This window comes from Methylomonas paludis, assembly GCF_018734325.1.
In the GTDB taxonomy this organism is placed as follows: Bacteria; Pseudomonadota; Gammaproteobacteria; order Methylococcales; family Methylomonadaceae; genus Methylomonas; species Methylomonas paludis.
This window is the reverse complement of the sequence record NZ_CP073754.1, coordinates 457,756-473,188: the sequence shown is the minus strand read 5'-3', so window position 1 is coordinate 473,188 and position 15,433 is coordinate 457,756. Positions and strand designations below refer to the sequence as shown.

General features: G+C 48.6%; 11 protein-coding genes. 2 read left to right on the top strand and 9 right to left on the bottom strand.

Features of this window, described 5'->3' with window-relative positions; genetic code table 11:
* The first annotated feature begins 92 nt into the window (after positions 1–92).
* On the top strand, positions 93–3,734 hold the full coding sequence (locus tag KEF85_RS02220) for a C2 family cysteine protease (protein ID WP_215583122.1): 3,642 nt from the start codon (positions 93–95) through the stop codon (positions 3,732–3,734).
* A 238-nt stretch (positions 3,735–3,972) separates the two neighbouring features.
* On the opposite strand, the gene KEF85_RS02215 is transcribed toward KEF85_RS02220, so the two are convergent.
* From KEF85_RS02215 to secA, 4 genes are all read right to left on the bottom strand, one after another.
* On the bottom strand, positions 3,973–4,593 hold the full coding sequence (locus KEF85_RS02215) for a hypothetical protein (RefSeq protein WP_215583121.1): 621 nt from the start codon (positions 4,591–4,593) through the stop codon (positions 3,973–3,975).
* Positions 4,594–4,847: 254 nt separating this feature from the next.
* Positions 4,848–5,321, bottom strand: a complete 474-nt coding sequence (gene trmL, locus KEF85_RS02210; protein ID WP_215583120.1) for a tRNA (uridine(34)/cytosine(34)/5-carboxymethylaminomethyluridine(34)-2'-O)-methyltransferase TrmL — start codon at positions 5,319–5,321, stop codon at positions 4,848–4,850.
* A gap of 14 nt (positions 5,322–5,335) precedes the next feature.
* Complete coding sequence (locus KEF85_RS02205) at positions 5,336–7,840, bottom strand: glycogen/starch/alpha-glucan phosphorylase (RefSeq protein ID WP_215583119.1); 2,505 nt, start codon at positions 7,838–7,840, stop codon at positions 5,336–5,338.
* 121 nt (positions 7,841–7,961) lie between these two features.
* Positions 7,962–10,700 (bottom strand): preprotein translocase subunit SecA, encoded by a 2,739-nt coding sequence (gene secA, locus KEF85_RS02200; protein WP_215583118.1) that lies wholly within the window; start codon positions 10,698–10,700, stop codon positions 7,962–7,964.
* 228 nt (positions 10,701–10,928) lie between these two features.
* Between secA and trkA the strand changes: the two genes are divergently transcribed.
* The gene (trkA, locus tag KEF85_RS02195; protein ID WP_215583117.1) at positions 10,929–12,284 is read left to right on the top strand and encodes a Trk system potassium transporter TrkA; all 1,356 of its coding nucleotides are present in this window, start codon (positions 10,929–10,931) and stop codon (positions 12,282–12,284) included.
* Here the strand turns inward: trkA and KEF85_RS02190 are convergent.
* The 5 genes from KEF85_RS02190 to KEF85_RS02170 are packed head-to-tail and all read right to left on the bottom strand — an operon-like array spanning position 12,272 to position 15,433.
* Positions 12,272–12,823 carry a hypothetical protein gene (locus KEF85_RS02190; protein ID WP_215583116.1) on the bottom strand — a complete coding sequence of 184 codons (552 nt, stop codon included), beginning with the start codon at positions 12,821–12,823 and terminating at the stop codon, positions 12,272–12,274. The two genes, trkA and KEF85_RS02190, sit on opposite strands and share 13 nt — an antisense overlap.
* Positions 12,820–13,344, bottom strand: coding sequence for a hypothetical protein (locus KEF85_RS02185; RefSeq protein ID WP_215583115.1), 525 nt, complete (start codon positions 13,342–13,344; stop codon positions 12,820–12,822). The genes KEF85_RS02190 and KEF85_RS02185 overlap by 4 nt, the downstream gene beginning before the upstream one ends.
* Positions 13,345–13,350: 6 nt before the next feature.
* Positions 13,351–13,728, bottom strand: a complete 378-nt coding sequence (locus KEF85_RS02180; protein ID WP_215583114.1) for a VOC family protein — start codon at positions 13,726–13,728, stop codon at positions 13,351–13,353.
* A 47-nt stretch (positions 13,729–13,775) separates the two neighbouring features.
* The gene (locus KEF85_RS02175) at positions 13,776–14,555 is read right to left on the bottom strand and encodes a hydroxypyruvate isomerase family protein (RefSeq protein WP_215583113.1); all 780 of its coding nucleotides are present in this window, start codon (positions 14,553–14,555) and stop codon (positions 13,776–13,778) included.
* Entirely contained in the window at positions 14,555–15,433 is an 879-nt protein-coding gene (locus tag KEF85_RS02170) for an NAD(P)-dependent oxidoreductase (protein ID WP_215583112.1), read from the bottom strand. The genes KEF85_RS02175 and KEF85_RS02170 overlap by 1 nt, the downstream gene beginning before the upstream one ends.

The window sequence follows — 15,433 nt, the reverse complement described above, 5'->3', positions numbered from 1 at the left end:
GTGTCACCATAATTTAATTTTTAAAACCGGATGATTTGTAATATAAATCCCTAATATCAGTTATTGATTTTAAATCAGCGGCCAAACATCTCATGTCTCCACCTTCAATTGCCAGCGTTAGCTATGATGCATTCAACGGTCAACTGATATTGACCGGAGCTAACTTCACCACCAGGGCTAGCGACTTTAAGGTGACAAGCTTTAGTATTTCGGGGGATGGTGGTCATACTTATCAGTTGACCAATAGCAGTAAGGTGTCAGGTACACCGACCAGCAATAGTGTGACGATACAAATCTCGGCTACTGATCAGTTAGCTGTCAATGGCCTGCTCAATCATAATGGCCAATTGGCAAACAATGGCGCGGCTAATATTCTTGCTGCCGGTAAGGGCTGGGACAAAGGTGCCAAACCATTTGTTATGCAAAGCATTACGGTGAGTGATGCCACAGTTCCGACTTTATCGGCTGTCAGTTATAACGCTGCCAAAGGCGTACTGACATTCTCCGGCAGCCTGTTTGTTAATAATGGGCATACGAATGGCATTAATTTGAGCCATTTTACGCTGAGCGACAGCAGCGGCAATTTCCATTTTAACTTTAGCACTAAAGACATAATCAGCAAGCTACAGACTGATAGTTTTACGATTACGCTAACTAATGCCGACAAAGCCACACTCAATCAAGTTGCCGTCAGTAACGCCACTCTGTTGACACTCAGCGCGAACAGCCTGTGGGATAGTGATAATGGTGCCGCCATCAACGGCCAAGCTGTTACGGTAAATGGCCTTAAGCCGGTTTTAAGCCAAGCCGATTATGACGCTGCCACCGGGATTATGACGCTGAGCGGCAGTAACTTCAGCTCAGTCTCGGCCAATTACAAGATCAACGACTTCCACATTAAAGGCGATGGCGCCGCAAATTATATCTTAAGCCTTGACAGTTATATCAACAGCGCCATCAGCAGCAATAGTATCGCCATTCAACTTTCTGTAACTGACCAACTGGCAGTGGATGGCCTACTTAACCAGAATGGCGCTAAGGCCGGCGATGGTAAAACCTTATACCAGCTATCGGCCAGTAAAGGCTGGGACGGCGGCAACAACCCACTTGGCGCTCAGGGCGTCATGGTCAGCAATGCCGTTGCTCCCAGTATTACCGCAGTTAGTTACGATACGGCAAGCGGCGTGTTTAGCTTCAGCGGCAGCCATCTGGTTAAACACGGTAATAGCCAGAATATTTTACTCAGTGCCTTCAAAATCATTGGCAACGGCAGTTACACGTTCAGCACCACGGATACTTTCAGCAATTTTAGCGCCAGCGGGTTTAGTGTGGCCTTGAGCAAAGCCGACAAGACCAAGGTGAATACTGTTATTAACTCTAATGGGACTGAAACCTTTAACGGCACAGCTTACAATATTAGGATCAAATCCCATTGGGACGGTGACAGTTCACCCGCGATCAGTACATTAGGCCTTAGTGCCAGCGGATATAACCCCTTGATTAATCAGTTGCTGGATACCGGCGTTCGTGCCGATGCCGTTGCCCAGATCAGCAATGACGCACTCAGCTACAGCGGTATGTTGAAAATACTGAACGATATTGCCGCCCGTGGCAGTGTTACCGCTAATATTTTCCATGACTTGACGGCCTTGGTGGCTAACTTCAATACTGTGGGCGGCATTCAGGTATCGCCTTATCTGTATAACATCAGTAATAAATTGATAAACGGTGATCCGACAAACGCCACATGGACTGGCGGAGCAGCTACGGCAGTGACACTGGGCAATCTGACTATCGGCAGCAGTGCCGACCAAATCCGCGAGCTAATACAAAAATGGTTTTTGGGCGGTGATTTACCGGCGACGTTTTCAGATTACCAAGTCAGCTCCAGCCATTATTTGCTTAGCTCCAGCCCGATTTTCAATGCCAGCGGCACCCCAGTGATCACGGATATCAATCAAGGCCATGTTAATGACTGCTTCCTGTTGGCGGCTTTGGCTGAAGTCGCCAAATGCGAATCTTCTGCCATTACCACCATGCTTACCGATAACGGCAATGGCACTTATGGGGTAAGATTCTTTATCGATGGCGTTGCCAGCTATATTACGGTTAACAAAAACCTGTTGTACGAAAACTCCGGCACTCTGCTTGGCAATCGTTCGAACAGCGACATCTGGGCCAGTCTGATAGAAATAGCCTATATTCAGCTCAATGAAAGCGGATTAGGCAATGCCTGGAGTGTGATCAACGGCGGCTACTCCGGTGCTGCGCTGACTTTAATCACCGATAAAGCTGCTTATACCTATAACAGCAGTAACTATAACGCTTACGCCTGGACTGGCCTGCAAAGCTCGCTGATCAAGGAGGTACAAGATAATGATGAAGTCATTTTTGACTGTTATGGTGACCGACAGGACAACAGCGGGCGCACCACTTTTGTCTCGGATCACTCTTTTTGTGTAGTCGGTTACGACAGTGTGACCGGTGATTTTATTTTACGCAATCCCTGGGGGGTACAAACCGGACAAACCTGGGATACCACGTTTGAAGCCAGTATGGCGGATTTGCAAACGATTGGTGCTGGTCAAATTGACACTCTTTTGCCACTGGATAGTAACAGCCTGCAGGAACCGGCTGTCGCCACCGGTTTTAACAATCCCACCAGTACGGCGGTGGACAATAATGGCAACATTTATGTTGCCGATAGCGGCGATAACGCTATTAAGGAGATTAGCGCCGGCACCCATGCCGTTACTACGCTAGCCAGTGGCTTTAATAATCCGGTTGGTGTTGCGGTAGACAACAGCGGTAATGTTTATGTGGCAGATAACGGCAATGGCGCGATAACAGAAATTGCCGCCGGTAATCACGCCGCCAATACGCTGTTCACAGGCGTTAACGCGCAAAGTATTGCTGTCGATGCCGGCGGTGACCTTTTTGTTACCGTTAATGATATTTACTATGGTCAATCTATCATCGAAATAGCCGCCGGCAGCAATACCCCGCAAACACTCGCCAGCTATGCAAACGCCCAGTTAAGTAATCTGACCATCGACCAGGCGGGTAATCTGTATTTTACTACCTACACATCAGGCTGGCTCAACGGTACTCTTAATATCAACGAAATCAGCGCCGGTAATCACGCGGTAACTACGCTGGATACCTTAAGCGCTTTTGGTGGTCACAGTATAGATGTTGACAGTATGGGCAATATTTTCTTTTCAGCTGCTATCCAGGTGGCGAATGGCTCGGGAAATATAAATGTTATTGATGAAATTGCGGTCGGTAGCAACACCCTAACCAGAATAGATGCCAACGTCAATGCTGATTCGATTTCGGCCGACCACGCCGGCAATCTTTATATTGCCGACAGCGTCAACAACGCTGTGGAAGTGATTAGCACCAGTCGCATCGCCGCCATTCCGGTGCTGTATCTATTTGATAATAAACCCGGCACCCCGGTGGTAATTGATCATTACTTTAAAGGTAACGGCCAGATTGAATTATCGCAAACAGCATTTGGCGCTTTTGCCAACACCGGCACGATAAGTGCCACCAACTTCAGTAACGCCGGTAAAGCCACCAGCCATAACGATTTTCTTTATTACAATAAAAGCAACGGTGGCGTTTATTACGATGCGCACGATGCCAGCCAAGCTGTTGAAATTGCTATTGTGGGTTTAAACAGTCATCCTGCCGCTTTGAGTGTGGCGGATTTTCAACTGGTTTCATGAAGAATAGGCAGGCTGCTTGGCAGCGATTTCCTCGATTCTGCTTTGCTGCACCCAGACTACTTGCTACTTTTGAGAAGAGAGAAAAATTCTGGTGATCTGGGGTTTTGCCGCACCGGCCAAATTTAGCCTGAAATATTATTGGCTCTGAAGTGTGCCGGGGTGTCGCCGCTTTTTGAACCTATCTTTGAGACCCCAGCACTTCAATGGTTTCGTGGGCATATTATCTGGCAAAATGAATTTAGCTTACCAAAACCTGTTTGGGTTTTTGGCGTTTAACTTGGTATCCAACGACACTGACTCCGATGAGCATCATTACCCATTGTTCCGGCTCTGGGATTGTTGGCACCGGAAACCCGCCTGGTGAGGTTCCACCGATTGTGCCTAAAAAAATAGGCCCTATGATAGTAATACAATCAGAACCTTGACTCCAACAGCCTTGATATTTATTGTCGGCAAAATAGACTTGGTATTTATCTGCCGGGTCACTTGAATAGCCAAATGCATAACCGCCAGAAGTCAAGAAGCCACCAGCACCACCAGCGGTAAGAAATAGATTATCTGTGGGAGTATTTCCGCCAGTGGTAGCACTGGAAGGAAACTGTTGGCCTGTACCTAACAATGTTAAGGAGGTGTATGTCGAACCACCTACCCCACTTTCTACAAATTTTCCAGACAGCGCATCAATGGTGTACTGGGTTGTACCTGCGACAATTTTCTCACTGGTATATAGATCTGCGGTTACGACACCACCCCCGACATTTAGCGTCTGTTCAGTAAGAAAACTATACCCAGCCGAGGCAAAAGTTGGAATTGAGGTCAAGGCTAAAGCAATAACATTTTTAATCACAAAATTTTTCATAAATCATCTCCTAACAACTATCTACATTTTGATAAAACCATCAACTTTGCCAGTTGAATGGTTATCTCAAATCATGGCTTTTATGATGAGCCGAATTCATGCTAACACATATAAACTTTATGCCTTGTTTTATAAGCCAATTCGGCATCCTTGAGATTAATAGTCAGAATTGAGGCATGGCTAGCAGGATACGAGGAGTATTGAAAATATTTTGACTGCGTTTACCGATTACGCGATGGCTTCGGGGCGATTTTTTAGGCTTTAAGGACTGCGCCGGGAAAATTTAATTGGCGCATGGCTTCGTAGAGGACGATGGAAACGCAGTTGGACAGGTTAAGGCTGCGGCTCTCCTGACGCATGGGCAGATACAGTTTATGCTCAGCCGGCAGGGTTTGCAGAAAGCTGGCCGGGATACCGCGGCTTTCCGGGCCAAACAGCAAAGCATCGCCATCCTGGAAGTTGATCTGGCTGTAAACTTTGCTGCCTTTGGTGGTTAGGGCATACAGATTTGGCGGGGTGGCGCGATTGATATAGTCGGCCAGGGAAGCGTATTGACGGATGCTGACCCATTCATGATAGTCCAGTCCGGCTCGGCGCAGGCGTTTGTCGTCCAGCTCAAAACCCAGCGGCTGAATCAGATGCAGCTGTGCGCCGACATTGGCGCACAGCCGGATGATATTGCCGGTATTGGCCGGAATTTCGGGTTCAAACAGGACAATATCCAGCATGTTGATCTGGGTGATTATTTGCTCTCAACATCAACCGGTGTGAGTTTCCAGATATCGCGGTTGTATTCGCTGATAGTGCGGTCAGTTGAAAATTTGCCGCTGGCCGCTGTATTGAGGATGCTCATTTTGATCCAGTGATCCTGATCTCGATAGGCCTGTTCCACACGTTTTTGGGCTTCGATATAACTGCGAAAATCGGCTATGGTCATCCACGGATCGTACGGACTTTTGATGGAGGCGATGATGTCATCAAAAATGCCGGGTTCAAACTGGTTGAAGTGACCACATTCCAGTAAGTGCATTACCGATTGCAAGTCACTATCCTGATTGATATAGGCCTGCGGATCGTAATGCGGGCGCATGGCTTCGACTTCGGTTTCGGTTAAACCGAATAAAAAGAAATTTTCCTCACCTACTTCTTCACGAATTTCAATATTCGCGCCATCCAGTGTGCCTATGGTTAAAGCGCCATTCATCATCAATTTCATATTGCCGGTGCCGGAGGCTTCTTTACCGGCTGTGGATATCTGTTCGGACAAATCCGTACCCGGACAGATTTTTTCCATTGCGGTTACCCGGTAGTTGGGCAGAAATATCAGGCTGAGCTTATCGCCCACCGCCGGATCGTTGTTAATGACATTGGCGACGTTATTAATCAATTTAATGATTTTTTTGGCCATTACGTAACCGGGCGCAGCTTTACCGCCGATCAGCACACAACGCGCTACCCAGTTTTGGGTATCACCACGTTTGATGCGGTCGTACAGATAAATCACATGCAATACATTCAAAATCTGGCGTTTGTATTCATGTATGCGTTTAACCTGGACATCGAAGATGGCGTTGACATTGATATTGGCGTTTACTTCTTCTTTTTTGTATTCCACCAAACGCTGTTTACTGGCCTGCTTTAATGCATGCCATTTTTGTCGAAATTCGGGATCATCAGCATATGGCTTGAGTTTTTCCAGTTCGGCCAGATTGGTAATCCAGGCATCACCTATGGTTTCGGTAATCAACTTGGCCAGATCGGGATTACAGGCGGCCAGCCAGCGTCTGGGTGTAACGCCATTGGTTTTGTTATTGAACTTGCCTGGCCAGAGTTCATAAAAATCTTTGAACAAGCCTTCCTGCAACAATTTAGAATGCAGTTCCGCCACGCCATTGACCGAGTAGCTACCGACTATGGCCAGATAAGCCATGCGGACCTTTTTCTCGTAGCCTTCTTCGATAATGGACATGCGTGCCAGACGCTCGCCATCACCCGGCCAATGCGCCGAGACTTCTCTCAGAAAATAGGCATTGATATCAAAAATGATTTCCATCAAACGTGGCAGCAAAGTTTGCATCAAGCTTACCGACCACTTTTCCAACGCTTCCGGTAACAGGGTGTGATTGGTATAAGCCATGGTATGACTGGTAATCTGCCAGGCCTCTTTCCAGGACAGACCGTGAATGTCGATTAGCAGGCGCATTAATTCGGCAACGGCGATACTGGGATGGGTGTCGTTGAGCTGAAAACAGTTTTTTTCGGCAAATTTGCTGAAGTCTTTCCCATGCCGGCCTACCCAGTTGGCCAGCACATCCTGCAAACTGGCCGAGGCCAGCAGATATTGTTGCTGTAAACGCAAGGCCTTGCCGTTTTCATTGGCATCATTGGGATACAGCACCATGGTGATGTTTTCGGCGGTATTCTTTTGGGCAACCGCTTCGGCATAGTCACCGGCATTGAACTCTTGCAGATTAAATTCTTCGGTGGCGACAGCTTTCCATAAGCGCAAAGTATTGACTGTACCGTTTTTATAACCGGGCACTGGGGTGTCATAAGGCATAGCCAGCACATCATGGGTATCCAGCCACACGACGCGTTTCTGGCCTTTTTCATCGATATGGGTCTGAGTATGGCCGCCGAATTTGACTCTGGCCAGATATTCCGGCCGTTCAATTTCCCAGATATTGCCCATGCGCAGCCAGTGATCGGGGAGTTCGACTTGTTCGCCATTCTGGATTTGTTGGGTGAACATACCGTATTCATAGCGCAAGCCATAACCGGTAACCGGCAATCGCAAGGTGGCACAACTGTCGATGAAGCAGGCGGCCAAGCGGCCCAAGCCACCGTTACCCAGACCGGCATCCACTTCGCTGTCCAGCAGTTCTTCTGCTTCCAGCCCCAAATCATACAGGGCCTGATTAACCACATCATCCACGCCCAGATTCAGCATGGCATTGCTTAAGGAGCGACCTATCAGAAACTCCATAGACAGATAACAGGCGCGTTTGCAATCCTGGTCTTTATAGGTGTTATAGGTGGTTTTCCAGCGTTCGACCAGTCGGTCACTGATGGCCAGTGATAAGGCTTCGTAGGCATAATGCGGGGAACGGCAATGTTCGTCGCGGCCTAAGCGATGGCTGTAGTAATGTTTAAAATCGGCGATGAAATTCTTTTTTTCCAGGCCGAGTTTAGGTAATTTGGTAATGTCGGACTTTGGATTGCTTTTGCGAAATACTCTGTTAGGCATGAGCTTACACTCCTTGATTTTTATGGTCGCACCAGGAAAACCCTAACGGTTTTCCTGGGCCTTTAAGCCCTGATAGTTCAGGACGCTAAAATCACCTGCCAATTATCACCAAGCAAGCTAATTATTCCACCAGCTTGCCGTGACACTGTTTGTATTTTTTCCCGGAGCCACATGGACAAGCATCGTTACGGCCAATTTTTTGACTGTTTCTAACAAAGGGTTGATCCGTTGCCAGTGGCTCCTCTGCGATAGCTTGCGGCTCTGTTTCAAAGGCAGAATGCGCTTCGGCATGTTCAAAATGCATTTCCTGCGGAGCTTGGCGCTGTTCGTCGATGGCTTTGACATCTTCTTCGCGGGTAACCTGCACTTTGCTGAGAATATTTACCACTTCGGTTTTGATATGATTCAATAAATCAGTAAACATGGTAAACGCTTCGCGCTTATATTCCTGTTTAGGATCTTTCTGAGCATAGCCACGGAAATGAATGCCCTGACGCAGTTGATCCATAGCTGCCAAATGTTCTTTCCAGCTGTTATCCAGCACTTGCAGCATAACGGATTTTTCAAAGCTTCTTAACACTTCTTCACTAACTGCTTCTGCCTTGTCGCGGCTATCCTGCTCGGCTTTGTCGAGAATCAGTTGGCGCAATTTGGGCTCGTTCAGGGTAATATCTTCAGCCATTAACGCAACTAAGGGCAGATGCAGATTGAACTCCTGGTGCAGATGCGCTTCCAATCCGACTATATCCCATTGCTCTTGCATGGTTTTTGGTGGAATATAGCGCGCGATGACATCATTGAGGACATCGGCCCGTATCGCAGAAATAATATCACTGATATTATCAGCTTCCATCAGTTCATTACGTTGCGAGTAGATAACTTTGCGCTGATCATTGGCAACATCGTCATAGGCCAGGATTTCCTTGCGGATATCGAAGTTACGGCCTTCCACTTTGCGTTGTGCGCTTTCTATTGAGCGGGTTACCCAGGGATGCTCTATGGCCTCACCTTCCTGCATACCCAGTTTTTGCATTAAAGACGCGACCCGGTCTGAAGCAAAAATCCGCATCAAGTCGTCTTCCAATGCCAGGTAAAAGCGTGAGGAACCTGGGTCGCCCTGGCGCCCGGAACGGCCACGTAACTGGTTGTCGATACGGCGGGATTCATGGCGTTCAGAACCGATGACATGCAAGCCGCCGCTGGCCAGCACTTTTTCATGCCGGTCCAGCCAGGCACCGCGCACCAGTTCCTGCTCGGCAGGACTGGCATTTTCACCCAGTGCGGCCAATTCAGCATTTAAATTACCACCCAGCACGATATCGGTACCACGGCCAGCCATATTAGTGGCGATGGTAACTGCACCCGGCATACCGGCCAGTTCGATGATATGCGCTTCGCGTTCATGTTGTTTGGCGTTCAGTACTTCGTGCCGGATACCCTGCTTTTTCAGCAGTCCGGAAATCAGTTCGGAATTTTCGATGGAGGTGGTACCCACCAATACCGGCTGACCGCGTTTGACGCAGTCTTTGATATCTTCGATGACGGCATTATATTTTTCGCGGGCCGACAGATACACCACATCACCAAAATCTTTGCGGATCATGGGTCGGTGTGTGGGGATAACGACAACTTCCAGGCCATAGATTTTATTCAGTTCGAAAGCTTCGGTATCGGCTGTACCGGTCATACCGGACAGTTTGTTATACAGGCGGAAATAATTTTGGAAGGTTATTGATGCCAGAGTTTGATTCTCATTTTGAATCGGCACGTTTTCCTTGGCTTCCACGGCTTGATGCAGGCCTTCCGACCAGCGTCTACCGGACATCATCCGACCGGTAAATTCGTCAACAATGACGATCTGGTTATTGTGCACTACATAATCGACATCTTTCTGAAACAGGATGTGGGCGCGTAACGAGGCATTCAGATAATGCATCAATCGAATATTGGCGGCATCGTACAGTGAAGAGCCATTGGCAATCAGGCCGTGTTCGGCCAAAAGCTGTTCGACCCGCTCGTAACCCTCTTCAGTGAGGTGAATTTGCCGAGTTTTTTCATCAACTGCATAATCACCGGGCATTTGTTCTTGTTGTTCAGGATCCGGGGATTTTTCCTGTTTGGTCAGGAACGGGATGATCTGGTTGGTTTTCAGATAAATTTCAGTACTGCCTTCAGCCTGACCGGAGATGATCAATGGTGTTCTGGCTTCGTCAATGAGGATGGAGTCCACCTCGTCGACAACAGCAAAATACAGGTCACGCTGAACTTTTTGCTCCAGATTGAAGGCCATATTATCGCGCAGATAATCAAAACCAAATTCGTTATTCGTGCCATAGGTAATATCGGCTGCATACGCGGCTTTGCGTTCTTCATGCGTTAAGTCACTAACAATGACGCCGGTAGTCAAGCCTAGAAAGCCATACAGTCTGCCCATCCATTCCGCATCACGCCGCGCCAGATAATCGTTGACGGTAACTACATGCACACCGCGACCCGGCAAGGCATTTAAATAAGCTGCCAGCGTGGCCATCAGGGTTTTACCCTCGCCGGTTTTCATTTCGGCGATCTTGCCGCTGTGCAATACCATACCGCCTATCAATTGCACATCGAAATGCCGCATCCCGAATACTCGGGTGGACGCTTCTCTAACGGCAGCAAAAGCCTCAGGCAAAAGATCATCGAGTTTCGTTCCCTGCGCCAGACGATCTCGAAAATACTCAGTTTTAGCCTTTAAAGCTTCGTCCGACAACTTTTCATATTCAGCCGCCAAGACATTAACTTTTTTGACCAATTTGCGTTTTTTCTTGACCAGCCTTTCATTGCGGCTGCCAACAACCATTTTAACCAGCTTACCCAGCATGATACTTCCAGTGTGAGAGTGAATTACAAACCATAAGATTATAAACGCTATGAGGGGTGTTTCACCAGAAATCAAGCCTAATCATCTACAAATTGCTTGCCGCTAAATTGCGCAAAACCAGAATTGACGTGGACAAGACCGGTTATCGGCGTATAATTCGGTAACTTGATACTTAGCAAGTTTAAAGGTTTACACCATATTAAAACCTTATCCTCTACCTGAGTTTTTATGAAAATTGTGATTCTTGGCGCCGGTGTTACCGGTTCTTCTGTGGCCGGCGCTCTGGCCAGCGAAGAAAATGATATTGTTGTTATCGATTTAAAACCGCAACTGCTCACAGCTCTAAAAGCTCAATTGGACATTGCCACGATAGAAGGCAATGCCACCCACCCCTCGGTTCTTGAACAAGCCGGCATTAAACATGCGGATATGGTGATTGCGGTTACTGACCGTGATGAAACCAATATGCTGGCCTGTCATGTGATCAACACGCTGTACAGCAAACCTAAAACCATTGCCCGGGTACGCGACATCGATTTCCTCAACCATCCTCAGTTGTTTGAGCCGGGCGGTATCGATATTGTCATCAGTCCAGAACAGATTATCACCGAATCTTTACATAATTTAGTCAAGTTTCCCGGTGCCTTGCATGTCTCGGAATTTGCCGATGGTTTGATCAGGCTGTTTTCCATCCGGGTGGTTGCTACTGGCTTTCTAACCGGTAAACGAATTCATGCCGTCAAGGAAAAACTGGCTGACGATATGATCCGGGTGGCGGCCATTTTTAGAGACGGCGTTACTATTCCGGTTAACGGTGAAGCGGTGATTGCTACCGGCGATGAGGTGTTTTTTGTCTGCCCGCGTGACAAGGTACGCAAGACGCTGATCGGTCTGCACAAACTGGAAGCACCGATTAAAACCGTGATGATAGCCGGCGGCGGTCATGTCGGCAAACGCCTGGCCATTGCCCTGGAAAAAAATTATTACGTTAAGGTGATAGAGCAGGATCAGAATCGGGCCAAAGATATTGCCAATGATTTACGCCATACCCTGGTTTTGCACGGCGATTGTACTGATGAATCGCTGTTGCAGGAGGAGATGATTGAAAACATCGATTTGTTTTGTGCGATTACCAATAATGACGGTATTAATTTGATTTCAGCGGGTCTGGCGAAAAAACTAGGTGCGAAACGGGCTATTTGTCTGGTCAACAATAATTCTTATCTGAAATTGCTGGATGGGTCTGATATTGATCTGGCCATACAGCCCAAACTGGAAACGCTGGGCAGTATACTCAAACATGTCAGAAAAGGTGATGTGGTGGGGGTTAGTTCGGTATGTGGCGGCAGCGCCGAAGCAATTGAGGCAATTGCCCATCGCAGTAAAAACTCTACATCGGTGGTCGGTTTACGGGTAGACCAGGTCAATTTGCCTGACGGGGTGATTCTGGGTGCGTTAATCCGCGAAAAAGAGGTGATACCCGTACATCACGATACCGTGTTTGCCGAAGGCGATCATGTGGTGATGTTTGCTCTGAATAAAAAACTCATCAAAGCCATAGAAGGCTATTTTCAACCTATTTGAGTCCGCTGATCGGCGTCGATACAGGCCAGGGCCTTTTGCGGCATGGTCTGAGTGCCGTTACCCTGCAAACAGGCCTGACTGTCTTCATGCACGGCGGACATAAATTGCAGCAACTGCATTTCGGTCTTAAGTTTCTCTTCGGGTTGGCGTTCCTCCCACATTTTGTTCAATAATTGCTTGGCGTGGTGGTGGATGGTAAATGCTACGGCTTCCGGCAAGTGGACATAGCTGTTGCGCAGCGAAGACTTAAGTCTGTCCAGAGCTTGCAAGTATTCCTGGTAATCTTTTAAATCCTGTTTACACTGAATTTTCACCATCGCCAATTCGTTTTGGTGTCGGGTTTTGCTGACCGCCAGTTCGTGCGCTAATTGCTCGGCCTGTTTGCTGAGCTGGGCGGCCAGGGCTTGTTCGGCCAGGGCTTGAGTCTGACGTAACTCAGCAATTTCGGCCTGCCTGTCGAGTTGCCAATGCAAATGTTCATCGCGATTTTGTCGCAAGAAGCCGAGTATACCGGTCAGATGATGGCGAATAAAGGTCATGATATCTGCTCCCGTAAGGCCAGCATGGCCTGGGCATCAGCCTGTTTATGATGTTGGCGCAAAGCCTTATGCAGGTCTTTGTAACGCTGAGCCGACAAGCGGGGTTTCGCCATCTGTAATTCCTGGTCTATGGATCGGTACAAAGTCCGCATTTGTCTGCGGTTATCCGCCAGCAGCAGCCGTTGCCGTTTCAAGCGACTGAAATAGCGAATCTGACTGGTTTCCGGTATTTTACGCTGGGCCAGCTGGATTTTTTGGCTGTGCGTGGCCAGCACTTTGCGCAGGGCAACGGCTTCCTGACAAAAATAAGCGCGCAGTTCCCGCCCGATCCCGGCAAACAAGGCGGCAACACCCAGCAATAATAACAGGGTGAATGCCAGCAGCATAGTAAGATCGGCCAACCAGTTGAAGCTGGAGGCCAAGGAGCTTAAGCCTAATTTGAAACAGACAAAACCACTCAAAAACAGCAGCATAGCTGCGGTAGCTATTGCCAGTATGCTGTAAACTAGACGACCCGGCATTTTGCCTCAGTTGGGGCGCTCGATAAATTCCAGGGCATTACCATCCAAGTCCCGGCAAAACAGGGCTTTGCGACCGGAAATGCTTAGGGTATAAGTTAGCCTGGCTTTATCCAGATCCTCCCGCAGAGCGGCAATAGAGTTGACGTGCATGGCCACATGGCGGTCTCTGCCACCATGTACAGGCCGACCACTGATTGGATCAGGGTTATTAAGTTCCAGTAAATGAATCTGCTGCTGGCCTATGGCCAGCCAGGCTCCAGGAAACCCCAGATTGGGGCGTTCTATGGGCTGCATACCCAGCACGTCCCGGTAGAACTTTAAGGATTTCTCGGTATCGGCCACGATCAGGCTGGCATGATGTAGGGTAAAATTATGGCTAGACATGATTAGCACCTTGGCAAAAAAACCTATCGATTATAGTGGTGGGAGCTTCAGCAATATGTTTGCTTAAACCAATCCAGACTGGCCGCACTGGAGCCGGTAGGCCGATATTCGGCACCTACCCAGCCCTGATAAGGCGATGCCGCGATAATAGCGAACAAGCTGTTAAAGTCAATAGCTCCGCTACCGGGCTGACCCCGGCCAGGATGATCGGCGAACTGGATATGACCGATACTGGTAATTTGTTGCTGCAAAAATATCCGGCTATCTTCGCCCATGCGCTGCATGTGGTATATATCGTACTGCATGGCTAAAGTCGGGTGGTTGAGTTCGGTCAGTATATCCAGCATCTGGCTGCTGCTGTCAATAATAAACCCCGGCATGTCATAACAGTTAATAGCTTCAAACACGGTGCGTATGCCCAGTTCTGCAAAAGCATCTGCGGCATAGCGCAGATTATTTTTAAAGGTGTCCAGATATTCGTCATAGCGTTCCGACTGCAAACAGCGTCCCGGCAGCACATTGATCATTTGCGGTTTTAAAAGTTCGGCATAGGCGATTGCCTGATTGACCGCTGCTTTAAATTGCAGCTGTTTTTCCGGTACTGCCGCCAGCCCTTCACCACCTTCCAGCAGGGTGTCGGCCGCCACATTAAACAAAATCAACTGTAAAGCATTTTCCTGCAATAAAGCCTGTAATTGTTGCGCCGGCAACTGATAGGGAAACTGAATTTCCACGGCTTTGAATCCCTGGCGGCTGGCCACCTGAAAACGTTGTGGCCAGGGATATTCGCTAAACAACAGACTGAGATTGGCGCTGAAACGTAACATCAGTTTTGACTGTACAGCTTGAGCAGGGTGGAGGGATCCTGTTCCAGATAGCCGCGATTGCCATGCAATTGCAGTAATTGCGCGGCCAAACCTGACATGGGCACGGCACTGCCGAGACTAGCCGACAGGTCGGCAGCCATGTTTAAGTCTTTAAGCAGGGTCTTGACCCGCCATTTTACCGGTTCGAAACGGTTTTCGGCCATTTCCGGGCCGACAATCTGCAAAGGGCGGGAATCAGCAAAACCGCCGGCCAGCGCCAATGGGATCTGGCTCAGCTCGACACCGGCCTGTTTAGCCAACGCCATCATTTCCGCAATCACCAATACATTGCAACTGACGATCATTTGATTGCAAATTTTGGTGATCTGGCCGCTGCCCACCCCCCCCATGTGGGTAAGTTGCCGATACAGAGGCCGCAATACTTCGCGGGCTACAGCGACATTAACCTCGGCACCGCCGGCCATAATGGCCAGATTACCCTGTTCAGCGCCGACGGTACCGCCGGATACCGGGGCATCTACCCAAGCCATGCCGGCCTCGGTTTGTAGCCGGTCGGCCAGTTGCCGGGTGGTTTGCGGGTGAATGCTGGATAAGTCGATCAGTAATTTATCAGCACTGGCTTGAGTCAAAACATGTGGTATCACCACTGCTTCAACTGCGGCGGTATCAGCCAGACACAAGATCACTACATCCACGGCCTGCACCAGTTCGGCAATGCTGCTGCTCTGACTGGCGCCGGCCGCCAACACTTCGGCCAGTTTATCTGGACTGCGGTTCCAGACAAGTACCGAAAAACCAGCCGCCAGCAAACGCAGGCACAATGGTTTACCCATCAGACCTATGCCGATGAATCCCAGTCGGTAGTTTTGCTGAGTCAT